At 45.5% G+C, this 24,670-nt stretch carries 16 protein-coding genes; all 16 read left to right on the top strand.

Translation table 11 applies throughout. The features are described 5' to 3' along the window. Positions 1-4: 4 nt before the first annotated feature. The 16 genes from LC508_RS12595 to LC508_RS12520 all read left to right on the top strand — a co-directional run bounded on the left by LC508_RS12595 (position 5) and on the right by LC508_RS12520 (position 24,631). Positions 5-826: a ChbG/HpnK family deacetylase gene (locus LC508_RS12595; protein WP_054352199.1), complete on the top strand. Its 822-nt coding sequence runs from the start codon at positions 5-7 to the stop codon at positions 824-826. A gap of 15 nt (positions 827-841) precedes the next feature. Continuing rightward, positions 842-1,648 (top strand): alpha/beta hydrolase, encoded by an 807-nt coding sequence (locus LC508_RS12590; protein ID WP_054352200.1) that lies wholly within the window; start codon positions 842-844, stop codon positions 1,646-1,648. Positions 1,649-2,915: 1,267 nt separating this feature from the next. Further along, positions 2,916-4,739, top strand: coding sequence for a family 43 glycosylhydrolase (locus LC508_RS12585; protein ID WP_118593761.1), 1,824 nt, complete (start codon positions 2,916-2,918; stop codon positions 4,737-4,739). Positions 4,740-4,754: 15 nt separating this feature from the next. Next, positions 4,755-7,016, top strand: coding sequence for a glycoside hydrolase family 3 C-terminal domain-containing protein (locus LC508_RS12580; protein ID WP_118593760.1), 2,262 nt, complete (start codon positions 4,755-4,757; stop codon positions 7,014-7,016). A gap of 3 nt (positions 7,017-7,019) precedes the next feature. Beyond that, positions 7,020-8,384: an MFS transporter gene (locus LC508_RS12575; protein ID WP_103733142.1), complete on the top strand. Its 1,365-nt coding sequence runs from the start codon at positions 7,020-7,022 to the stop codon at positions 8,382-8,384. A 107-nt stretch (positions 8,385-8,491) separates the two neighbouring features. Beyond that, the gene (locus LC508_RS12570; protein ID WP_054352203.1) at positions 8,492-9,631 is read left to right on the top strand and encodes an AraC family transcriptional regulator; all 1,140 of its coding nucleotides are present in this window, start codon (positions 8,492-8,494) and stop codon (positions 9,629-9,631) included. A 101-nt stretch (positions 9,632-9,732) separates the two neighbouring features. Beyond that, positions 9,733-12,117, top strand: coding sequence for a glycoside hydrolase family 3 N-terminal domain-containing protein (locus LC508_RS12565; protein ID WP_054352204.1), 2,385 nt, complete (start codon positions 9,733-9,735; stop codon positions 12,115-12,117). 56 nt (positions 12,118-12,173) lie between these two features. Next, a complete protein-coding gene (locus LC508_RS12560; protein WP_118593759.1) occupies positions 12,174-13,484 on the top strand; it encodes a DUF5605 domain-containing protein in 1,311 nt (436 codons plus the stop codon). Between the two features lie 19 nt (positions 13,485-13,503). Continuing rightward, positions 13,504-14,337, top strand: coding sequence for an alpha/beta hydrolase (locus LC508_RS12555; RefSeq protein WP_054352206.1), 834 nt, complete (start codon positions 13,504-13,506; stop codon positions 14,335-14,337). Between the two features lie 592 nt (positions 14,338-14,929). Then, entirely contained in the window at positions 14,930-15,772 is an 843-nt protein-coding gene (locus tag LC508_RS12550) for a helix-turn-helix domain-containing protein (RefSeq protein ID WP_103732169.1), read from the top strand. A 175-nt stretch (positions 15,773-15,947) separates the two neighbouring features. Further along, positions 15,948-17,138, top strand: coding sequence for a Gfo/Idh/MocA family protein (locus LC508_RS12545; protein WP_054352210.1), 1,191 nt, complete (start codon positions 15,948-15,950; stop codon positions 17,136-17,138). A gap of 105 nt (positions 17,139-17,243) precedes the next feature. Beyond that, a complete protein-coding gene (locus LC508_RS12540) occupies positions 17,244-17,750 on the top strand; it encodes an SEC-C metal-binding domain-containing protein (RefSeq protein WP_033139414.1) in 507 nt (168 codons plus the stop codon). Positions 17,751-17,818: 68 nt separating this feature from the next. After that, positions 17,819-18,595, top strand: a complete 777-nt coding sequence (locus LC508_RS12535; protein ID WP_225305374.1) for a YdcF family protein — start codon at positions 17,819-17,821, stop codon at positions 18,593-18,595. Between the two features lie 43 nt (positions 18,596-18,638). Further along, on the top strand, positions 18,639-21,884 hold the full coding sequence (locus LC508_RS12530) for an SNF2 helicase associated domain-containing protein (RefSeq protein ID WP_103732168.1): 3,246 nt from the start codon (positions 18,639-18,641) through the stop codon (positions 21,882-21,884). Between the two features lie 414 nt (positions 21,885-22,298). Beyond that, entirely contained in the window at positions 22,299-24,230 is a 1,932-nt protein-coding gene (thrS, locus tag LC508_RS12525; protein WP_033139449.1) for a threonine--tRNA ligase, read from the top strand. Between the two features lie 80 nt (positions 24,231-24,310). Continuing rightward, on the top strand, positions 24,311-24,631 hold the full coding sequence (locus LC508_RS12520) for a DUF1540 domain-containing protein (protein ID WP_033139417.1): 321 nt from the start codon (positions 24,311-24,313) through the stop codon (positions 24,629-24,631). Positions 24,632-24,670: the final 39 nt, after the last annotated feature.

The following is a 24,670-nucleotide window of genomic DNA, read 5'->3' as shown; positions in this document are numbered from 1 at the left end:
TAACTTGAGTATTCAGCTTTTGAGCAGGACGGATGATTTCGGCTCCGCCCGGGCGGCCAACAGGGCAATCCTGGAGGCCGCAGACACGGGATATGTAGTGCGGAATGTGTCCTGTATAGCCTGTGCCCCTTATATAGAAGAGGGGGCAGAGCTGCTAAAGAAGTATATCCACATTGATATCGGGCTGCATCTGACCCTGAACTCTGAGTGGAATGGAGTGCGCTGGGGCGCGCTTACAGACAATAGACAGATAACGGATGACAGAGGGTATTTCTTTCAGACACAGTGGGAGCTGGCCGGGAGAAAACCGGATGTGGACGGGATTATAAAGGAGTATGACGCTCAGCTTGACAGACTGACAAAACTGGGACTTTCCGCTGCCTATGCGGACAGCCATATGGGACCTGAACTGTGGGTACCCGGGCTGGCTGAGGCTATAGAGGACTGGACATTGAAAAAAGGTCTGATCAGTGCGAGAAATTATTATTCTGTTGCGAAACAGGGACAGCCCCCTTTTACGGATAAGGATGAAGTTTATCTGAAAGGGGTAAGGCTGTGGCTGGAAGGTCTGCAGCAGGGAAGGCAGTACAGTTATGTGACACACCCCGCGGTGGGGTGTGAAGAAATGCGGTTATTCTACAATGAGGAAATACCGGCACGTGTGATAGAGAAACAGAGAAACCAGGAGTACATGGCAGTGACGGCACATGCGTGGACAAAATGGCGGGAAGAACTGGATATTCGGCCTGTATGTTATACTGAGGCAAAGGAGCAGGGAGATGGACTGCCGATACTGAAGTCTATGTTGAATTTTGGGAAAAAATAAAAGGAGAGATAAATTATGGCACACATGAAATTGGAGTACAAATCAGCAGCATTAACACGGGGCGTGTCCCTGGAGATATTTCTGCCCACTGACGGATGGGGCGCAGAAGTACCGTTTCCGTACAGAACCCTGTATTTCCTTCCTGGTTACAGCGGAGACAGTGATGAAATCTACACATATCTGAGTATGCGGAGACAGTCTGATTTAAAAGGTGTGGCAGTAGTGATTGTAAACGGAGATAATTCCTTTTATGTGGATCATCCCCGGAGAAATATGAATTATTCTACTTTTGTAGGCAAGGAAGTGGTGGAAATGACAAGGAAGCTGCTCCCGCTGTCCCATAAGAGGGAGGATACTTATCTTGCAGGAGTGTCTATGGGAGGATATGGAACACTTCTGAATGGAATGCGTTATGCAGATACCTTCGGCAGGATTGCGGCGATGTCTCCGGCAATTGATACTTATGAGGTACACGAAAACCAACCGGATGCCGGATTCTCCATCGAGTTGTTGGATAATATATTTGGCAGCCGGGAAGAGTTTCTGGCTGGCGATACCAATCTTACCAAGACATATCTGGATGCCTTTGAGAAAAAAGAGTTGATGCCGGAAGTGTATGTGACCTGCGGCAGACAGGACAGGCTTGTATATGAGCAAGATAAGAGATTTGCAGAGGAACTGCAGAAGGCAGGTGTGCCCATCGTTTACCAGGAAAGCGACGGAGACCATGAAACAGACTTTTGGGAAGGAAAAATGGATGCAGTATTTTCCTTTTTGACAGGTATTCCGGAAGGCTCACGTAATAAGATCGTGCTTCCGTAAAAATTTGCAGATAATCGGGAAACAGAATGTTGTCCTGAATACTGCTCAATGTGGCGGTTAGAGGATGCAGCGGGGTATGGATTTGTAGTCGCGGACTGGAGCGATATGGATATATTGTTATCCCAGGCGGATGTAGTATCCTTTAAGTTTCCATGCAGAAGTGTTATATGAAAGATTAGCTAAACGCAGAAAATGTTTTTGATGCCCTATTTTTAGATATTAGAAAATAAATATTGAAAACCATCTGTGGTTCCTTATGGTATTAGCATCCAAACTCTTACCGAAAGGAAATATCCACAGATGGCTTCAGCTAATTCTTTATGCAATGTCAAGAGTGCAAAACTGATGCCCTCACTGCGGTAAAATTTGGTGATTCCACTTCCAAATCGAAAATCAAATAGGGAGCAATCCGCATAACCAGTGGGGCTGTGAGATGTTTTACCCCACAGTTCTCCACGAAGAGCCCTTTCTTATTTTTCTCTGCCGGTATTGTACTGGCAGATTTTTTATTTTATAATTGGCGCATCTTAAATAAAGGAATAGCCCCACAGATGAGGTCTTTGTTTGACGACGCAGTTTCCCATTCCGTAGGGCTTCCACGTGTATGAGTATATCGACTTTTTCGCTTTTTTACAAGTCCATTTCTGTTCCGCCTGTAAAGTTTTTTTGTGACCTTACAAATTAACATATTTTACAGGAGGACTCATTCCATGAATGAACAAAATACAAACTATCTGAAACAGCAAATCGACATCCTTTCTTTTCGTAATCTTGTCCCCGGTACTGTTGTGACTTACTCTTATTTCTGAAGGATAGCTGACATCTTAATCCCCGTACAGTCAATGTTTATATTGCAAAACTCAGGGATTTCTATCAGTATGTTCTGCATCGTGACTGGGACCGCTATCCAAGGAGGCCATAGGTCTTCTTATCAGGCTTCTGATTTTGAATCCCTGACTTAGAGCTTTGCTAATCTATTCTGACAAAAGATTTGACATAAAAAAGCAGGTTTTTTGCGACCTGCGAGTATCTTTTCTAATGTTCGACTGTCAAACTCCCGTGTAAATAAAAATTAATGCCACAAAAACGATTTGTCAGCGGGCTGAGACTAATGAGATATTAGGAGAGACAGGGGAACTTTGAAATGTTTCAATAAAACAATATACATGAAAAAATAACAACAAATATAGTAAAAAAGAATTCCCTGGATGATTATAATATAGATATTGAATCGTTATAAGACGTGAAAGTATAAGGAGGAAATTTAATGAAACATTATTGTAATCCTATGAATCTGGAATATCGCTATCAATTCTTTCGACGTCCGAATCAATCGGGGAAGAATGATCTGTATAAAGTATACCGTGAGGCAGCAGATCCGACACTGATTGCGTTTAAGGGATTGTACTATCTGTTTCCATCCATGACAGCTGGATTTTTTACAAGTGAAGATCTGCATGACTGGAACTATTACAGATTAGGAAATGAGATCCCCGTTTATGATTATGCACCTGATGTTCGTGTTATGGGAGATTATATGTATTTTTCCGCGTCCAGAAATGGGGAGAATGGTTCGTTCTATCGGACAAAAGATCCACGGACAGAGGCCTTTGAGAGAATTCCGGCCACATTCCCGTTCTGGGATCCAAATCTGTTCATTGATGATGATGGGCGTGTGTATTTTTACTGGGGATGTTCCAATATGGAGCCAATCTATGGAGTCGAACTTGATTCCAAAACCATGCAGCCGGTCACGGAAAAGCAGGTAATGATTCGCAGTCATGAGGATGTGCGCGGGTATGAGAGATTTGGGGAAGAACATGTGGCTCCCCATACAGATGCGGATATCGAGGAACAGGTGGAAAACATGATTTCCATGATGAAGGATCAGGCAAAAGAAGAGGGGGCAGAACTGCCGCTTCCGGAGGAACAAGTAAAGGCGCAGCTTCGTGGATATTTCAGCAACCGGCCGTATATCGAGGGAGCCTGGATGACAAAACATGAAGGAAGATATTACCTCCAGTATGCAATACCAGGAACGGAGTATAATGTTTATGGAGATGGAACTTATATAGGAGATTCACCGCTTGGTCCATTTAAACCGGCAAATAACAATCCTTATTCCTATAAGCCCGGAGGGTTTATTACAGGTGCAGGCCATGGCTCAACCTTAGAGGACAGAAAAGGAAAGTATTGGCATATATCATCCATGCGTATCAGCCATAATGAGAATTTTGAGAGAAGACTTGGATTGTGGAAGGCCGGATTTGATGAAGATGGTGAACTTTTTTGTGACCAGCGGTTTGGAGACTGGCCAATTGCCATGGATGCTCCTGCCTTTGCAAAACCAGACTGGATGTTGCTTTCCTACGGAAAAAAAGTGAGGGTATCGTCCGGTGACGGTGCTCAGAACGTTACAGATGAAAATATCCAGACGATTTGGAAGGCAGCAGCGGCTGCTCCGGGAGAATGGGCAGAGATCGATCTGGGAGAAGTATATGATGTGTCAGCCGTGCAGATTAATTTTGCAGATGACGGAATTTTGCGTGAACTTCCAAAAGGACAAGAGCCAAAGGTGCTTCCATACGAAGAACGATGGCTGGATTTAGAAAAACAGGTTACTTGTTGGGTTATGGAAGGATCAACAAACGGGTCAGACTATGAGGTGCTTGAAGATAAATCACAGGCAAGGTCTGATCTGCCCCATGATTTCCTGGAGTGGGAAATCCCGAAGAGAGTCCGTTTTATAAAAGTGACGGTTATGAAGGTTCCATATGGTGCCAATCCATGCATTTCAGGAATCCGTATATTCGGAAAGGGAAATGGAACAATGCCTGCAATGGCCCGGGAAGTCAGCTTTGTACCGGAGAGTGAGATGGATTTAAAGGTGACCTGGGAGGCAGAAGAAGGTGTACATGCCAATCTTTTGTGGGGATATGCACCGGATAAAATGTATCACAGCCGAACAATCATGGGTGCCACGGAAGGCCGAATAGGAGCTCTGGTAGCCGGTCAGCCGGTTTACATCCGCGTAGATACCTTTAACGAAAATGGTATAACAGAAGGTAAAATCATAAAGGTGAGGGGATGAGAAAAGAGGCGGATCATGTACAGTAGAGAGATAAAAGAGAGATTACAGTCTATGACTATAGAAGAAAAGGCCAGATTGTGTGCGGGCAAAGATTTTTGGCAGACATGGGGAGATGAAGAATCCGGTATACCGCCCATGCTGATGACAGATGGGCCGAGTGGTCTGAGAAAGCAGACTGAAGCTACAGACCATCTGGGACTGAATGAGAGCAATACCGCAGTTTGTTTTCCGGCAGGATGTGCACTTGCATCTTCCTTTGATCCGGATCTGGCGGAAGCGGTAGGTACAGAGATTGGAAAACTGGCCAGAGCGGAAAACGTTGGTGTGGTATTAGGACCGTCCATTAATATAAAACGGTCTCCCCTTTGCGGACGCAGTTTTGAGTATTATTCGGAGGATCCCTATGTTTCAGGAAAGATAGCAGTTGGATTCATCAAAGGTATACAGAACCAGGGAGTGGGCGCAAGTCCAAAACATTTTCTGGCAAATAATCAGGAATATTACCGCCAGACAAGTAATTCTGTGGTGGATGAAGTGACAATGCGGGAAATCTATCTTCCTGCATTTGAGATGGCAGTAAAAGATGGAAAACCATGGACAGTGATGTGTTCTTATAACAGGGTAAATGGGACTTATGCATGCGAAAATAGCTTATATCTGACAGATATCTTACGGAGTGAATGGGGATTCGATGGAGTCGTTGTGACCGATTGGGGTGCCTGTAATGATCCGGTAGAAAGTCTGCAGGCAGGGCTGGATCTTGAAATGCCGGGACCAGCCAGGGATAATGTGAGGCGCATAGAAGAGGCAGTGAAAGACGGAAAGGTAAAGATGGAGATTCTGGACCGGGCAGTTGGAAGAGTTCTGGATATTCAGCAGCGGGCAGCAAAGCAGGAATGTATGCCGGCATATGATTTTGAACTGGGGCATGCAGCTGCACAAAAAGCTGCAGAGGAAAGTGCAGTATTATTAAAAAATGAGGAGCAGATTCTTCCTTTGAAAAAAGAAGACAAGATACTTTTCATTGGGGAATATGCGGATAAACCTCGATATCAAGGCGGAGGAAGCTCCCATATCCATCCATATAGAGTTACATCAGCAAAAAGTGCAGTGGCGGATATGGAAAACATTACTTTTGCTCAAGGATACTGTGATCAGGGTAAAAATAATGACAGGTTGCTTAGAGAAGCGGCAGAGCTGGCAAAGTATGCGGACAAGGTGGTAATCTTTGCCGGACTTCCGGAATACTTCGAATCAGAAGGGCTGGACAGAAACAAAATGGATATGCCGGAATATCAGAACCATCTGATTTGTGAAGTGGCAAAAGTTAATCCTAATATGGTTGTGGTGCTGCATAACGGGGCGCCTGTTACTATGCCGTGGGTGAATCAGGTAAAGGGAATCCTGGAACTTTATCTTGCAGGTGAAGCTGCCGGTGAGGCGGCTGTACGGCTTTTATTTGGTGATGTCAATCCTTCCGGGCATCTTGCGGAGACATTTCCACTGAGAGTGGAGGATACACCTGTCTATCCGTATTATGGCAGAGAAAAAGAGGATATTATTTACAGAGAAGGACTGCTGGTGGGATACCGATATTACGGGACGGTGAAAAAGGAGACTTTGTTTGCGTTTGGCCATGGATTGTCTTATTCTGAATTTCGATATTCTAACCTGCAGCTTGACCGCAGGGAAATGACAGATTGTGAAACACTGCATGTATCTGTCGATGTAGAAAATATCAGTGATAGAACAGGAAAAGCACTGGTCCAGATATATGTGGAACCTTTACATGGGGTATCAGTCCGGCCAGTCAGAGAGCTTCGTGCATTTGAAAAAACAGAGTTGAAATCCGGGGAAAAGAAAAAGATACATATCCGGCTTGACAGGAGAGCATTTGCACAGTGGGATAAAGGACTGCATGACTGGTATGTACCGGAGGGAAGTTATGCGATACAGATTGGGGCGTCAGCAGAGCAGATTCTGCACACAGCGGAAGTGAAAGTAAAGCCTAAATATTTAAAAAAAGAAAGATTTACCATCAATTCGCCCATGGGTGATTTCAAAAAAAGTCCAAAAGCCATGAAACTTATGGGGCAGTTCTTTCCTCATATGCAGGAACAGCAGGATGAAGATATAGAAGATGAATTTATGAATAAAAAGGCACTGGAAGCCACGTCCAACGCAATGCCTCTGCGGGCAATGTTATCTTTTGCTCCGGGGCTTACATATGAAATGCTGGAGCAGTTGGTTGAGGCAGTCAACAGAGAAGGAGAATAAAAAATGAAAAAAGAAAAAAAGTATCAACAGGATCCATATAGAATGCGTCCAATTCAGATGGCAGGATGGTCCGGGAGAGCAATTTCCATAGCAGTCAATGTAATTGTTCTTATGCAGATTACCTTTTATTGTACGAATATCCTTGCTATGTCACCGGTTCTTGTAGGTACGCTGTTAATGGCAAGTAAGATTTTTGATGGTGTTACAGATATCTTTGCAGGTGTACTGATTGACAAAACAAAGACACGCTGGGGAAAGGCAAGACCGTATGAATTCAGTATATTGTTTGTATGGGCAGCAACAGTATTACTTTTCAGCTGTCCGGATTTGGGAAATCTCGGTAAGGCAGTGTGGGTTTTTGCAATCTATTCGTTCATCAACTGTATCTGTGTAACACTGCTCAATGCTTCTGAGGCGGTTTATCTTGTCCGTGCCTTTAAGTATGAAGATGACAGAACAAAATTATTGTCTGTAAACGGTCTGCTTGTCATGCTCTTCTGCACGGCGGCTGGTATGGTTTTCCCAATCCTGATGGGAACTCTTGGAACGACAAAAGGCGGATGGACGACAATGACATTGATCATGGCAATCCCGATGATGCTGATTGGTATGGGACGGTTCCTGCTTGTAAAAGAAAAGGTGGATACAACGGCAGGTGCTGCAGTAAAAATAGGATTTAAGGATTTTGTTCCGGCAATGCAGAATAAATACATATGGATTTTTTGTGGAATCACTTTATTTGTAAACTTGATTAGCAATTCCGTTTCCAGTGTTGGAACTTATTATTTCGCATATGTGGTAGGTGATATCAAGCTTCTGAGTATTGTGAATATGCTGGGACTTATCACACCATTCCTTTTGTTGCTGATGCCAAAACTGCTGAGTAAGATATCCCTGAAACAGTTGTTTCTGTATTCATTTTTTATTGGAATCATCGGAAGCGTAATCAGAGGTATTGCAGGGGCCAATATACCACTGCTGGTTCTGGGCAGCTTATTCCAGTCACTTGCAAGTATGGCGCCCTCTTACTATACAGTTCTGCTGCTCCTTGATATTATGGATTACCATGAATGGAAAAAGGGTGTACGAGTGGAGGGTGTACTGAGTGCGATCAACAGCTTTGCCGGGAAACTGTCAGGTGGGATTGCTGCCGGCGGTGTAGGACTTCTGATGGGAATCTGTGGATTCGACGGGACATTGGCTGTCCAGTCTTCAACAGCAATGGGATCTATTGTGGCGCTGTACTGCTGGATACCTGCAGTACTGTATGCATTTCTGATTCTCTTTATCAGACTGTTTGATCTGGATAAGAAGATGCCGAAAATCCGTGAAGAACTGGAAGAAAGGCGAAAGGCTGCAGTACAATAAAAGAATCATATTCAAAGAAGCTCTGCTCGGTTCAGAAGAATTTTGGGCAGGGCTTTTTGTGCTGAATAAAGCCTCAAAATGTGATAGAATGAAATGAGGTGATTGGTATGGATAGAATAGAATTTTTTCTGAACAGACTTTATGTTGGGAGCAGGGTTCCTGTAAGTATATATAAAAGACAGTCAGACGAAACCGTAAAACATATCTGCATTCCAAAAGAAAATACGGATGCGGTGGAGTGGAATAGAGATGATGAGGCGATAGCCCGTTGGATGAAACAACTTGAGGAAATTGGAAAACCGTTTATTTACGGCAGTACAGAGACACATTTCTATGGAATGTTCACAGATGATGCAGGTACAGCCGTCGTGTGGGGACCGGTACAGGAAGACCTGCGGCGTCTGGCCAATGTGACAGCTTCCTCTTATTTCTTTCTGACTGGCAGACAGATGATAGAAGAGGAGGTGGAGATCCATTGGGTGGGAGAATATCATATACTGCAGGATGCAAAAGGATATGAAATGTATCTGCTCGATAAGTCTGAATGGAACAGAATCCATAACAGTATTGAATATGAGACTGTATTCTTAGAGGCAATCGAACGAGGGGATTTGGAGAAGTTATTTGAACTTTCAAAAATGCCGGAGCCGGAAGGTGTCGGACAGGTTGCCTGGGAGGAAAAGAAACGGATGGAATATCTTTGTGTGGCAAGTGTCACGCTGTGCTGCCGTGCAGCGGTACGCGGCGGAGCAAATCCGGAGGAGGCATATGATCTGTCTGATTATTTCCTGCAGAAGCTGCAGCAGACAAAGGACATGAAAGATATGAAAAAATTAACTTTTGACATGGAGCTTACCTATGCGAAATTAGTACGCAAACAGAAGAGCCGACAGAAAAAAAACCTGCATGTGGAAAGATGTAAAGATTATATTGCCAATCATCTGCGGACAAACTTTAAAGTACATGACATAGCGGATGAATTATCGATTAATCGGACATATCTGTCCAAAATCTTTTCACAGAATGAAGGAATGACAATACAGCAGTATATTTTGCGGGAACGCTGCGAACACGCATCCAATATGCTGCGGTATACAAATTATCCGATTTCCATCATTGCGAATTATTTTTGTTTTTCCAGCCAGAGCCATTTTACAAAGAAGTTTCAGGATGTATATGGAGTGACACCAAAAGAATACCGCAAACAGAATAAATATATAGAAAGTTATCAAAGACAGAGACAGTAACAGAAAAACAATATACGTATTAAAAGAACAACATCCGTGATATGAAAAATACGGGTGTTGTTTTATTTTAGAACAAGATAGAATGATTAAGGAGAACAAGAATGAAAACAAGAACAAAATTAATTGATAAAGCATCCGTTAAGAAGGTTATGGGAGAATTGACCATTGATGAAAAGCTGAATCTTGTGGGGGAATATTCTGCGTGCCATACGCTGGCGATTCCGGATATGGACATTCCTTCTTTGTATCTGCTGGATGGGGCAACCGGTGTTAATGGAAATCAGATATTACTCGACTATTTAAGTGCGCCGGAGCGTGCAGATGCTGTAGAGGAGACAAAAAAACTGTTTACCAGATTTACAGAATTGGCGGTATTGAATGAAATAGACCTCGATGAGGCAGAAAAACAGTATAAAGAAGAACCAATGATGCTAAATGTGATTCAGCATATGAAACACTTTCGTCCTCGGGGAAAAGAGTTTCTGTGCTTTCCCTCGGGGATTAATATAGGCGCTGCCTTCGATAAAACTGTAGCAAGAGACATCGGTGAGGCTATAGGACAGGAAATGCGGGCATCAGGGGTGGATAACTGCATGGGGCCGAATGTGGATATTATCAGGGATCCCCTTGGTGGACGTGGTTATGAGATGTACGGCGAAGACCCAAGACTGGTGGCAGATACCGCAGTCGAGGTGATCAAAGGAATACAGTCCGCCGGAACAGCCGCCTGCGCAAAACATTTTCTGGCTAATAACCAGGAAACAAACCGCAATACTGCAGATACACATGTATCGGAACGTGCGCTGCGGGAAATTTACGGCAGAGGATTTCAGGATTCGGTTCAGAGGGCAAACGTTCTGACTATCATGAGCGCGTACAATTCTATTAATGGAAAATTTTCATCTTATAACGGGGAAATTCTAAATGATTGGCTCAGAAAAGAGTGGGGATTTGATGGTACAGTTGTCTGTGACTGGGGAGCGGTAAAAGAGAGAAAAGCAGAGGCGATCATGGCGGGTATGGACATGATTCTCTGTGGTCCGACGGATATGACAGAGGTAAAAAAGCAGCTGGAAAATGGTACTTTTTCTATAAAAGACTTGGACAGATCTGTAGAGCGGATTCTGAATCTGATTCTTAGGATACGAGACAGCAGGGCTGGGAAAGAGTTTACTTATAAGCGGGAGGAAATTTGTGAGAAAATGCGCCGCTGCATTGCTGCCGGCAGTATTCTGTTAAAGAATGAAGGAGGGGGGCTTCCACTGAAGCAGAGCGGTAGGGTTACATTTTACGGAAAACGCAGCAAGAAATTTATGGAATGCGGCACCGGGTCTACTGCAGTGATAACAGGTATACATAGTAATGTATTTGAAGCATGTGAAAAATACAGGGATGTTGTGATTTCATATGAGGATATGGATAATGCCGATGTACTGGTCTATACCGTTACGGCACCGGCGGGGGAGAATGCGGACCGTGCAGACATGGATATAGAAAAGGAAGACAGGCAGAGGCTTCCCCGGGTGTTGAAGCTGGCAAAAGAAAAAGGGCTAAAGACAGTTGTCCTTCTGAACGTGGCAGGTCCGGTGGACATGAGAACATGGGAGAAATATGCTGACAGTATATTGTGTATTTTTATACCGGGATGTATGGGCGGCGTAGCAGCTGCAGATATGCTGTTTGGCGAAGCATATCCGGGAGGAAAGCTGCCGGTGACATTTCCGAAAAGGCTTGAGGATACACCGTGCTATCCGAATTTCCCAGGGGAAGGAAACCATGTGTACTATGGGGAAGGGATCTTTGTGGGATACCGCAGTTATGAAAAACGTAAAGTGGAGGTACAGTATCCTTTTGGTTACGGTTTATCCTACACAAAATTTGAAATAAGCTGCAGGGAAAAGGAAAGGATATTCCGCGTTCTGGAGGAAGACACGCTTGATATTTCTGTTATAGTAAAAAATACAGGTCATTGCAAGGGAAGTGAAGTGGTACAGATTTACGCGTCAGAAGAAAATCCTCATGTACTTCGGCCGGTTAAGGAACTGGTTGGATTTGCAAAAGCAGAGCTGGAGCCCCAGGAGGAACAAGAAATATCTGTGCAGATAACAAAAGATGCATTCCGGTACTTTGATGCTGATAAAAAGAGCTGGATACTGCCGGTTGGAAAGTTTAAACTTTATGTAGCTACATCTTCAGCCAAGGAGGATATCATTGCAGAAATTCCCCTGCGGATCATTGGGGAGAGTGCATACAAACTAAACGGAAACAGCAGAGTTTCTGAAGTGATAAAGAATAAAGACGCAGTACAAATCGTAAATAAATATACAGATGGACTGCTGGAGAAGATGGAAGAAGGGGATCTGGCTATGATGTTGAATGACAAACTTGCGGATTTTCTTGGTATGGTGATGATATCCATGGTACCGGATGCAGTAGAACTGAATGAAATACTGACATCTCTTTCAGATGAACTTGAAGCGTTATAGATACAGATAAATTTGCTGCGGCAGATAAAAATCAGGAGAAAGAAAGGTGCAGATAAATGAATGGGAACAGGAAATGCGGAAAGGTATTAACAAAAGGATCCAGGTTTGAGTATGAGGACGGTACACCGTATATCCCTTTTGGCACAACGGTGTATGCATTGTTATATCAGCCGGAATACAGGATCAGGGAGACTTTGGAGACACTCAGGATTTCACCGTTTAACAAAATCAGGTTTTGTATTTTTCCAAAATATTATGAGTATGTACGTGAAGAACCGGATGTGTTTCCGTTTGAAATGGAAGGGAATAAGATATGTGTAGATCGTCCGGTGGAAATATATTGGAAGCGCCTAGAGACAGTTCTGGATGAACTGGAGGAAATGGGTGTGCAGGCAGACCTCATTTTATTCCATCCATATGATAAATGGGGATTTGCGCATCTGACCATGAGTGAACGAAAAAAATATCTATCCTATATTATTCAGCGAATCTCAGCTCGAAAGAATGTCTGGTGGAGTCTTGCAAATGAATATGATGTAATGTATGATTTTAAGGAGGAGGACTGGAGGGAACTGGAAAGTTTTCTTGCAGATAATGATACTCAGAAACATCTTATAAGCTGTCATAACTGGCAGAAATTTTATGATTCTTCTCACGATACCATAAGTCATGTTTCCATACAATCCTGCTGGTATCAGGAGGCAGGGACTCTAATGAAAAGGTATGGAAAACCGGTAATTTATGACGAGATGGGATATGAAGGGAATCTGCAGCAAAACTGGGGGAATCTTTCTGCTTTTGAAGTAGTGAACCGGTTCTGGTGTGTATACACACAGGGAGCTTATGCCTCCCATGGGGAAACTTATTATGCAGAACATGAGGTACTCTGGTGGGCAAAAGGCGGCCGCTTAAAGGGGGAGAGCCCAAGGCGCATTCAATGGCTGAAGGAAATTCTGGAAAGTTTTCCGGGAGCCTTGTCTCCGATAGTTTCCGGATATGAACAACAGGGATCAGTGGATACACAGGAAGATAACAGTGCATTGCTGCAGAAGCTGATGCAGCTTCCGGAGTCCATTCGAGGTTTTGCTTTTGCAATGACAAAATTAACGGAAAAAGAAAAAGAAAAAATGCTGCTTGCAGATCCTCAGTATTTTGGACATTTTAAAGAGAAAGTATATCTGCGGTATTTTGCCCGTAGCTGTCCTTCTATTTGTTCTATGAAACTTCCGAAAGCCGGCTGCTACAGCGTTGAGGTATTGGATGTCTGGGAAATGACCCGGACACAGATTTATGCGGCAGCAGAGGGAGAGATTGAAGTCCGTCTTCCGGCAAAAGAAGGGATTGCAGTACTCGCATGTCAAAATTAATAAAAGGAGAAAACAGATTATGGCCTTTATCCAAATGAATATATTATCACAAAATTTAATGCGTACAGTTCCGGTGAATGTGATCCTGCCGGTAGACAAGCAGCAGATGCCGGGAATGCCGGCCAGGGAGGAGAAACCATACAAAACGCTTTACCTGCTCCACGGAATCTTCGGAAACTATATGGATTGGGTGACAGGGACTAAGATTATGCGGTATGCGGAAGAGCACGATCTGGCGGTTGTCATGCCTTCAGGAGATAATTCTTTTTATGTGGATCACCCGGAAGCCATGAACAATTACGGGAAGTTTGTGGGAAAAGAGTTAGTGGAGATGACCCGGAAAATGTTTCCTCTTTCACGAAAAAGGGAAGATACCTTTATCGGTGGCCTGTCAATGGGCGGAGCCGGAGCTTTGTTAAACGGGCTGAAGTATCATGAGACATTCGGATATATTGTGTCTCTTTCCGGAGCGTTCCTGATAGAGGAGCTGCCCCACAGGACAAACGATACCGTAAATGTGCTTGAAAGAAGAGATTACGCAGAGAGCATCTGGGGAAATCTTGATCAAGTGGCTGAAAGTGAGAATAACCCCAAATATCTTGTCAGGCGAATAAAAGAAGAGAATGCAGAGTTTCCAGAAGTGTACATAGCATGCGGAGAGCAGGACAGCCTGAGAGATGTTAATCTGGATATGTATCATTTTCTGAAAGAAAACGGGGTGAATGCAGTATATGAAAGCGGAGCAGGGGCTCATGAATGGGATTTCTGGGATACCTATATCAAACGTGCCATGGAATGGCTTCCTACAGAGAATACAGGGTTGGGAAGAAACAGCGGAAATGTGGGAATATAAAATAGGGCTGTGCTCTGTTAAATTACTACGAATGAATTGATACAATCTGCTGCATTTTGTTATGTTATCAAATGTTTTAGCTTTAAAAGAAGTATGTCTGGAACCACCTGAATTTACAGGCGTCTTGGCATACTTCTTTCTCCTCTGCGATTTCCTTTTGTCTATGACCAAATGCTTTTACCATGTCATTTTCGTACGTTTTAAAATCAATCTTGTAATCATTATAACTTGGGATGGTGTTGGCATCCAGGGATTTTCCACGAAAACAGACATATCTCCTGACAAACCCCAGACTCCTGGAAACATAAGGGTTCCTGAAATTCTGACAACACTTTGACAACAGTTTGACAACAGTTTTTAGGCCCACTTTACCACTTCACATTATGTAAAACCCCTGTAACCAGTGGGCTTCTTCTGGTTACAGAGGCTTCAAAGGGGAGGATAAGTATTTCTACTTTTTCTTTTGTAATCCTCGAAGAGCGTCACATCTTTGTGCCTTCCCTCCGTGGACTACTTATAGTATGACCGGTATCAAACAAGCTATACAAAAGAAATGAAAAAAATTATTTTTTTTTATCCAGGGAGCAAAATCATGAAAAAATACTTCCAGGGATGTGCAGTGAACAAGTATGTCAACATCACATCCGTATTCACCATATACGAAAAAATCTTTGAAGATACCTATTATTTTGACGGCGAATCCCACGACTTCTGGGAATTTGTCTGTGTACTGGACGGCTCACTGGGCGTGACGGCCGGGGAAGATGTATGTATTCTGGAAAGAGGCCAGTCCGTTCTGCACCGTCCCATGGAATTCCACCGTCTCTGGTCGGAAAAAAAGACAGAGCCTCATATCTGTGTGATTTCTTTTGCCGCGGATGTTATGCCTCAGATAAAAGAAAAGCAGTTTCAGTTGACCGAAGAAGAATACAACACCATATCCGGCCTTATGGAAAGAGCGGGCAGCATTTTTAACAGAGACCGGGAAATTCTTGTAAAAGGGGTCCATTCCGGAAAAGAGGCGGAGTCCCAGATCTTTTTTAATACCTTTGAGAGTTTTCTTCTGTCCGTTCTCACCGAAAAAACTCCCGGGATGGATGCCTATGTTTCCGTCAGTGCAGACAATTACCGATCCATTGTCCGTACTTTGGAAAAACATATTACAGAGCATCTCACCCAGGCAGACATTGCAGGACTCTGCAATATGAGCCCGGCATCTCTGAAAAAAACATTTTCAAAATACGCCGGGATCGGCATCATGACATATTTTACACAGATGAAGATACGCCGTGCCATGGAGCTGCTGAAAGAAGGATGCGGCATCAATGAAACCGCGGAAGTTCTGGGCTTCTGTGACAGGAACTATTTCAGCACAGTTTTCAAACGCACTACCGGGGAATCTCCCGCAAACTATCTGAGAAAACAGCAGCAATAAAGCTGCGGAAAAATTCAACAGAATATATCTGCACAAAATGTTATCCGATATCAAATATAATATCCCCAAATACCTATAGAAATTTGTATTCGGCTATGTTACAACTAAAACATATTGAAAATTTAAAACACTCTATAGCAAAATACATCACACAGACAGAAAAGGAGCCGGTCAAATGGAGAAACTGAGAGTCGGAATCATAGGATTAGGATGCAGAGGATACAGCCTTATGCGGGATGTCATTCTCAGAATGCAGGATGTGGAGGTGACTGCAGTCTGCGATGAATATAAGGACAGAGTACAGGCAGCGTCAAAACTTGCAGAGGAAGCAGGCGGTAAGCTGCCCCTGGCGGCAGTTGATGTGCAGGAGGTACTGGACAGCCCCCTGGTTGACGCTGTGGTTATAGCTTCTGCCTGGGAAAGCCACATTCCCATTGCGGTGAGAGCCATGCATGCCGGGAAGGCAGTGGGCATGGAGGTAGGCGGTGCCTACAGTGTAAAACAGTGCTGGGATCTGGTGGATGCCTGGGAAGCCACAAAGGTTCCCTTTATGCTTCTGGAAAACTGCTGCTATGGCAGAAGAGAAATGATGGTCATGAACATGGTAAAAAAAGGAATATTCGGGAAGATCATCCACTGCAAAGGCGGCTATCTCCACGACCTGCGGGAAGAGATCGCCGGAGGAAAAGAAAACCGTCATTACCGCCTGAGAAATTACATACACAGAAACGCGGAGAACTATCCGACCCACGAATTAGGTCCCATTGCCCAGATCCTGAATATCAACAGAGGCAATCGGATGCTTACCCTCACTTCAACAGTATCCAAAGCGGAAGGCCTTAGGGAATATTTATCAGACAGCACATCCGCATTTGCTCAGGGAGACGTGGTGAACACCATAATAAAATGTGCCGGAGGCGAAACCATTCTTCTCACACTCAACACCACCCTGCCCAGATTCTACAGCCGCGATTTCACAGTCTGGGGGACAAAGGGCATGTATGAGGAAGCGACCGATTCCGTTTTTCTGGATAAAATAGACGCGGCGTATGATTTTAAATGGAAAGAAAAATGGGGTAATGCCGCTGAATATGAAAGGGATTACGAGCATCCCACATGGAAAAAATTTCTCGCAGAGGGTATAAAGGGCAGTCATGACGGCATGGACTGGCTGGAGTTTGAAGCATTCTTTGACAGTGTGAGAAATCACAGACCATGCCCCATTGATGTGTACGATGCAGCGGCGTGGATGTCCGTCACTGCCCTTGCAGAAGAGTCTATTGCCCTTGGCGGACATCCCGTGGCAATTCCTGACTTTACAAATGGAAAATGGATCCTGGCAGGGGAAAACCGCGAATACGCCTGATAAAAGTAAGGATTGAAAAAATCCGCCATATCGTATATACTATATCTGTCAGGCGTTTCGGGACGCCTCAAAAATACGATAATAAGTAAAAGGTGGTAAAGATACATGGCATTATTACAGGAATGGAGAGATGTTGCTTATTCTCAGGAAGCAGACAAAGCGCAGCTGCAGAAATTCTGGACCAACTATTTTCTGATCGAAAAAGGAATCTATGAGAAACTTCTGACCAATCCGGACGAAGTAGTTCGCGGCACAGTGAAAGACCTGGCTGATAAATTTGAAGTTGACGTTATGACCATGGTCGGATTCCTGGACGGCATCAATGACAGTCTGAAAGTACAGAACCCGATTGAGGAGATGGACGAGAATACCGAGGTAAATCTGGGATTTGATAAGGAAATGCTCTACAAGAATATGGTAGACGCAAAAGCAGACTGGCTGTATGAGCTTCCCCAGTGGGACGAGATCTTCACAGAGGAGCAGAAAAAAGAGCTGTACAAGGAGCAGAAGAAATCCGGTACCGTCGTAAAAGGACCGAAAATCGGACGTAATGATCCATGTCCATGCGGAAGCGGTAAAAAATATAAACACTGCTGCGGCAGAAATAAATAATCAAATAAGATGCAGTATTTTCAGAGGGGCGGTGGAGAACCGCCCCTTTGTGTTTAGAAAGGATACGAATGAAGACTTTATGCATGATCCTGGGGAGCCTTTGTTCCCTCTATTTTATAGGAATCACAGTCTATGCGGGCCTGTCCTCCCTGTTTCCCTGTATCTGGGCAGCAGGCGGTGTTTTCTTCTATGGAATCGCCGTACTTCTCCATCTGAACAGCAGACACGGCGTGCTGGCCGGATTTTCACTTCCGCCGGTTATAAAAAACAGTCTGATTGTTCTGGCAGCCCTCTGCATCCTTGTCTTTTTGACAGTGGAGGCTCTGATATTTACGGGGATGTTCCATCATCCTTCGGAAAATCTGGACTACCTGGTCGTGCTGGGCGCCCAGGTAAACGGTACAAAGCTGAGCAACTCCCTGAGACTCCGGGTGGAGCGTGCCGGGGAGTATCTGGAGGAAAACCCTGAAACAAAAGCAGTCCTCTCCGGGGGAAAGGGAACAGGGGAGGATATCACAGAAGCTGAGGCCATGTACCGCTATCTGGAGAAAAAGGGCATCTCCCCGGAACGCCTTCTGAAAGAGGAGCATTCTACAAACACCAGCGAGAATCTGAAATTTTCTCTGGAGATCATTGATAAAAAGGAAGACAACAGAGGAAAAGAGGCATCCATCGGGGTAGTTACCAACAATTTTCATGTGTACAGAGGTGTCAGCCTTGGGAAAAAGCTGGGATGCAGGCATGTGGAAGGAATCCCGGCAAAAAGCAATGCGTTTTTACAGGTGAATTATCTTGTGAGAGAATTTTTCGGGGTCCTGAAGGACAAAGCAGTGGGAAATATGTAAGAGGCAGTAAAAAAGTTAATTTTCAGCAATCGGAGAAGAAGAAATGTTAAAAATCAGTACGATCAAAGATAATTGTTTTCCTGCCATGTATCAACGTGGGAAAGCACTTTTTGACAAAAAAGCCTATAAGAGTTTTTTGGTTGAGGACTATCTGGAAGACGACAAAGAAGTCAGTGCCCAGGTGAAGGGAAGCGAAGGCAAATGGTATGAGACAACAGTTGTCTTTGATGCAGAGGATGAGATCACGGATTATATCTGCAGCTGTCCGGCAGCCGGAGCGTATTTGGGTATGTGCAAACACTGCGTGGCAGTGGCGCTTGCCTACCGGGAGACCCAGATGCCGGCAGATTCTCTTGGTACCGTTGATTTTCCTTCAAAAACCCCCGCAAACCGCAGGACATCTGATACCCTGAAGGATACCATTGCAAAATACGCGGTGAGGAACAATGCGTATCTGCTGGGGGAGTATTACGGACAGGTACGCCTGGAACCGATCATCACCTCTTCTTATAACCAGTTTCACATTGAATTTAAAATAGGTGCCGGCAAGCTGTATGTCTTAAAAAATATCTGTAAAATGCTGGACTGCGTGGAAAAGGGAAAATATGATTCCTATGGAAAGAACCTGGGCTTTATCCACGACCGCTCTGCCTTTACTCCGGAGGCTCTTTCCTGGATCGACCTGCTGACCGACTGCCTGAAGACGCAGTTTCACAACATGGAGTTCAGCAGCCAGGTATACAGTTCCAATTTCCGTAAAATCGGTCTGAGCAATTACGGCATGGACAGGGTCCTGCAGAAATATACAGGCGGAACCATAGAGATAGACGGAAAGCCTTATCAGGTCATCTGCGGCAATCCGGTGATCAGAATGGAAATCGTAAAGACAGAGGAGGAGGGCGCCAGTATTTACCTGCATTCTCCAAAGTGGATCAGGGGTACGGTCCATGACTATCTGCAGACAGAGGATACGATCTATCAGTGTACGCCGGAGTTTTCCAGGGATATGATGCCCATCATCAAAGCGCTGAATACGGACAGTATACAGTATTACCAATATCAGCACAGGGACCGCACCATTTTTCTCAATCGGGAGGATTATACCGCGTTCTGTGCAGCTCTGCTCCCTATATTGGAACAGTATGCGGATATCCAGATGAATGACATTGATTTTGACGAATACCAGCCCCAGGAGGCAGAGTGCAGCGTCTACCTCAGTGTGGATGAGAAGATCCGGGACGCCATCTGTATGCGTGCACAAGCCGCTTACGGAACCACGGTCTATGATCTTTTTGACGACGTGGACCCCTCCAGCCAGTACCGCGATATGCAGAGGGAGGGGGACCTGAAAAGATGCCTGGAAAAGTATTTTGACATCTGTAAAGGTACAGGGGAACACTGCGGCCTGTGTACCTCAGAAGAGAAAATGTATGAGCTTCTGGACATGGGATTCCATGAAATCCGTGAACTGGCAGCGCTTTTTGTAGATGATAAGATCCGTGGAATGCGCATTCTCCCCTCTCCGAAGGTCAATGTGGGCATTGGTCTGTCCGGAGATCTGCTGAATCTGGATATCCGGGTGGAGGACATGGATCCGGGAGAAATGGAACATATCCTTCGGGGATACCGCAGACGGAAAAAGTATTACCGTCTGAAAAGCGGTGATTTTATCAGCCTGGTAGACAATGGCCTTTCCCTGGTATCCGAACTCTCCCAGGGACTTTCCTTTGACGAGAAAGAGTTTGGGGAAGGCAGTTTCCAGGCTCCAAAATACCGGGCTTCCTATATAGCGGAAACCCTGAAAACACATTCCGGCAAAGTGGATGCCAGACGAAGCACGGAATTCAAACAGCTCATCCGCGATATGAACAGCTATCAGGACAGTGATTTTGAAATCCCCGGAGAATTGAACGCGGAACTGAGAGAATATCAGAAGAACGGATTCCGCTGGCTGGCTATGCTGTCCCAGTGGGGTTTCGGCGGCATTCTGGCGGATGATATGGGGCTTGGCAAGACACTGCAGGTCATCACACTGCTGGAAATGAAGAAGGAGGGCGCGCTGATCGTCTGTCCTGCCTCCCTGGTCTATAACTGGGAAAGCGAAATCCTCCGGTTTGCGCCTGACCTGACAGTAAAAGTGGCGGTTGGAAACAGTCGGCAGAGGGAAGAAATCATAGAACATGCGTCTAAAGAAGATATATTGGTGACCTCCTATGATCTTCTGAAACGTGATCTGGATCTGTACAAAGAGAAGGCCTTTCCATATATGGTCATAGATGAGGCACAGTACATCAAAAATCCGGCCACCCAGGCTGCAAAAGCTGTGAAGGAGATACCGGCGGTACACCGTCTGGCACTGACGGGAACCCCTATTGAGAACCGGCTCAGCGATCTGTGGAGTATTTTTGACTTCATTATGCCGGGGTATCTGTACAGCTACAAAAAATTCAGGGAAGAGCTGGAACAGCCCATTGTCCAGAATGAGGACAGGAACGCCATGGAGCGGCTGAAACGGATGGTGAACCCCTTTATTCTGCGCAGAAAGAAACAGGATGTGTTAAAAGACCTGCCGGACAAGCTGGAGAAGACCATCTATGTGAAGATGGAGGAGGAGCAGAGAAAGCTCTACGACGCCAGGGTTGCCAGAGTGCAGATGGAGCTGTCAGGCCAGAGCGAGGAGGATTACCAGAGCCAGCGCATGAAATATCTGGCAGAGCTGACAGGGCTGCGGCAGATCTGCTGCTCCCCCCTGCTCTGCTACGAGAATTACAGAGGCGGCTCCGCAAAACAGGAAAGCTGTGTGGAGCTGGTACAGGATTTAGTACAGGCGGAACACAAGATTCTGCTGTTTTCCCAGTTTACCACCATGCTGGAACTGCTTGCAGCGGAATTTGACAAGGCGGGAATTTCTTATCTCTATCTTTCAGGGAAGAATACAAAAGAACAGCGCCGGGAGATGGTGAAAAAGTTCCAGAACGGGGATGCCCAGGTCTTCCTTATTTCCCTGAAAGCAGGGGGAACGGGGCTGAATCTCACAAAGGCGGACGTTGTCATCCACTATGACCCGTGGTGGAACGTGGCAGCCCAGAACCAGGCTACAGACAGGACCCACCGCATCGGACAGGAGAATATTGTAACAGTCATGAAAATAGTGGTGAAGAATACCATAGAGGAGAAGATTCTGTCTCTCCAGGAAAAGAAGGCCCGCCTTGCGGAAAACGTTATGGAAGGGCAGGCAGTGGCAGACCACAGGATCAGCAGGGAGGATCTTCTGGAGCTGCTAAAATAGTGCCGGATGCGGGCAGAGTCCCTGTGTTCTCTCAGAGAAAAATGGTTGACAAAAATATTTCTGCCGTTATAATGAAAAGTAGATTCATACAGAAAACGCGATGACGAGACGAGTAAAATGCGGAAGTTCCCAGAGAGGGCTGCATATGCTGGAAGCAGCCTGTTCAGGAAGCATTTGAAAACTACCTCCGAGCGGCCCCGATCCGGCCCGGTGATTCCGTTATCATCAAATGAGTGGTGAACCGGTCTTCTGAGAAGAAGACAGTGTACAACAAGGGTGGAACCGCGAGTAATGACAGTTACCCGTCCCTTGCAGTCAGAAATGGCTGCATGGGACGGGTTTTTTGCTGCCAAGGAGTCCGCCGTCATCGCAGGAACCAGCAAATGCAGAGAGAAAAGGAGAAGCAGAGGAATTATGATTATCACATTAAAAGACGGGTCAAAGAAAGAATATGATCATGCCATGTCTGTGATTGATATCGCTTCTGATATCAGCGAAGGTCTGGCAAGAATGGCTTGTGCCGGAGAAATGGACGGACAGGCAGTGGATTTGAGAACAGTTGTGGACAGCGACTGTGAGCTGAGCATTCTGACCTTTCAGGATGAGGGAGGCAAGGCAGCATTCCGCCACACTGCATCCCATATCATGGCCCAGGCGATCAAGCGCCTGTATCCGGATGCCAAGCTGGCAATCGGACCATCCGTTTCCGACGGCTTCTATTATGATATTGACAGAGAAATCCCCCTGACAGCGGAGGATTTGGAAAAGATTGAAGCGGAAATGAAGAAGATCGTGAAGGAAGGCCTGCCCCTGGAACGCTTTGAACTTCCGAGAGAGGAAGCCATTGCTTTCATGAAAGAAAAGGAGGAGCCTTACAAAGTAGAACTGATCGAAGACCTGCCAAAGGATGCTGTGATCAGCTTCTACAGACAGGGAGAATTTACAGACCTGTGCGCAGGCCCCCATCTCATGACTACAAAACCGGTGAAGGCATTCAAGCTCACAAGCCTTGCAGGTGCCTACTGGAGAGGCAGCGAGAAAAATAAAATGCTCACCAGGATCTACGGCACGGCATTTACTAAGAAGGCAGACTTGGAGGAACATCTGGCAAGGATCGAGGAGGCCAAAAAGCGTGACCACAGAAAGCTGGGAAAAGAGCTGGGCCTGTTCATGATGCGGGATGAGGGACCCGGATTCCCCTTCTTCCTGCCAAAAGGCATGGTGCTGAAAAATACCCTTCTGGATTATTGGAGAGAGATCCACACAAAAGCCGGCTATGTGGAGATTTCCACTCCGATCATGCTGAGCCGCCATCTGTGGGAAACCTCAGGTCACTGGGATCACTATAAAGAGAATATGTACACAACCGTCATTGACGAACAGGATTTTGCCATTAAGCCCATGAACTGCCCGGGCGGCATTCTGGCTTACCAGTCTGAACCGCGTTCCTACCGCGACCTGCCCCTGCGCATGGGAGAACTGGGACTGGTACACCGCCATGAAAAATCAGGTCAGCTTCACGGACTCATGCGTGTGCGCTGTTTTACACAGGACGATGCCCACATTTTCATGACACCGGACCAGATCAGGGATGAGATCAAGGGTGTTGCCAGCCTCATTGACCAGGTTTACAGCCTGTTTGGATTCAAATACCATGTGGAGCTGTCCACACGCCCTGAGGATTCCATGGGAAGCGATGAGGACTGGGAGATGGCAACAGAGGCTCTGCGGGGCGCTCTGGATGACCTGGGACTTGACTATGTGGTAAATGAAGGGGATGGTGCCTTCTACGGACCGAAGATCGACTTCCATCTGGAGGACTCTATCGGCAGAACCTGGCAGTGCGGAACGATTCAGCTTGACTTCCAGCTGCCCCTTCGTTTTGAGCTGGAATACATCGGCGCTGACGGGGAAAAGCACCGTCCGATCATGATCCACAGGGTAGCATTCGGCTCCATTGAGCGTTTCATCGGTATTTTGATCGAGCACTTTGCAGGTGCATTCCCGACCTGGTTATCACCAATCCAGGTGCGTGTTCTGGCAATCTCCGACAAATATATGGATTACGGCAAAAAAGTCCTGGCAGAGCTTCAGGAGGCGGGAATCCGTGCGGATATGGATACAAGGGCTGAGAAGATCGGATACAAGATCCGTGAGGCCAGACTGGAAAAGATTCCGTACATGCTGGTTGTAGGCGCCAAAGAAGAGGAGGAGGGCCTTGTGTCCGTGAGAAGCCGTTTCCTGGGCGATGAGGGTCAAAAAGACCTGGGCGGATTTATCACAGCCATCAAAGAAGAGATCAAAAGCAGGGAAATCCGTGAAGTGAAAGCAGAAGAGCAGAAATAAATTTATAAAAAAATCAATGGTATAAAAAAGTACAGCCGGACGCATACTATTTCCGACGAAATTTAAAGGAGGAAATGACTATGCCATTATTAAGCTGTACTGCAAGAACCTGTATTTATAACAAAGATGAATACTGTTCCAAGGGAGACATTCTGGTAGACGGAAGCGATGCAAAGGTTGCAGACGAGACCTGCTGCCGCAGCTTTGAGGAGAGAGGAGAATCTGCATCCAATTCAGCCGCTGCTGAAAGCTGCGGATGCCGTACCATTGATGTGGACTGCCGCGCATGTACCTGTACCTTCAACAAAGAAGAGAAATGCCATGCAGACAAAATCACCATCACAGGAGGAAGTGCCTGTCGCTGTGACGAGACAAAATGCGGAAGCTTTGAAAAACGATAAGATATGAAAAAGAGCCGTACCTGTGGAGAAATTCACAGG

Source organism: Blautia parvula (assembly GCF_020215665.1).
In the GTDB taxonomy this organism is placed as follows: Bacteria; Bacillota; Clostridia; order Lachnospirales; family Lachnospiraceae; genus Blautia; species Blautia celeris.
The sequence above is the reverse complement of the archived record's forward strand: the minus strand, read 5'-3'. Positions and strand labels throughout refer to the sequence as shown.

Excerpts from the sequence above, each read along its gene's own strand:
- LC508_RS12590 (WP_054352200.1), top strand. The coding sequence starts at position 842 with ATGGCACACATGAAATTGGAGTACAAATCAGCAGCATTAACACGGGGC.
- LC508_RS12585 (WP_118593761.1), top strand. The coding sequence starts at position 2,916 with ATGAAACATTATTGTAATCCTATGAATCTGGAATATCGCTATCAATTC.
- LC508_RS12580 (WP_118593760.1), top strand. The coding sequence starts at position 4,755 with ATGTACAGTAGAGAGATAAAAGAGAGATTACAGTCTATGACTATAGAA.
- LC508_RS12575 (WP_103733142.1), top strand. The coding sequence starts at position 7,020 with ATGAAAAAAGAAAAAAAGTATCAACAGGATCCATATAGAATGCGTCCA.
- LC508_RS12570 (WP_054352203.1), top strand. The coding sequence starts at position 8,492 with ATGGATAGAATAGAATTTTTTCTGAACAGACTTTATGTTGGGAGCAGG.
- LC508_RS12565 (WP_054352204.1), top strand. The coding sequence starts at position 9,733 with ATGAAAACAAGAACAAAATTAATTGATAAAGCATCCGTTAAGAAGGTT.
- LC508_RS12560 (WP_118593759.1), top strand. The coding sequence starts at position 12,174 with ATGAATGGGAACAGGAAATGCGGAAAGGTATTAACAAAAGGATCCAGG.
- LC508_RS12555 (WP_054352206.1), top strand. The coding sequence starts at position 13,504 with ATGGCCTTTATCCAAATGAATATATTATCACAAAATTTAATGCGTACA.
- LC508_RS12550 (WP_103732169.1), top strand. The coding sequence starts at position 14,930 with ATGAAAAAATACTTCCAGGGATGTGCAGTGAACAAGTATGTCAACATC.
- LC508_RS12545 (WP_054352210.1), top strand. The coding sequence starts at position 15,948 with ATGGAGAAACTGAGAGTCGGAATCATAGGATTAGGATGCAGAGGATAC.
- LC508_RS12540 (WP_033139414.1), top strand. The coding sequence starts at position 17,244 with ATGGCATTATTACAGGAATGGAGAGATGTTGCTTATTCTCAGGAAGCA.
- LC508_RS12535 (WP_225305374.1), top strand. The coding sequence starts at position 17,819 with ATGAAGACTTTATGCATGATCCTGGGGAGCCTTTGTTCCCTCTATTTT.
- LC508_RS12530 (WP_103732168.1), top strand. The coding sequence starts at position 18,639 with ATGTTAAAAATCAGTACGATCAAAGATAATTGTTTTCCTGCCATGTAT.
- thrS (WP_033139449.1), top strand. The coding sequence starts at position 22,299 with ATGATTATCACATTAAAAGACGGGTCAAAGAAAGAATATGATCATGCC.
- LC508_RS12520 (WP_033139417.1), top strand. The coding sequence starts at position 24,311 with ATGCCATTATTAAGCTGTACTGCAAGAACCTGTATTTATAACAAAGAT.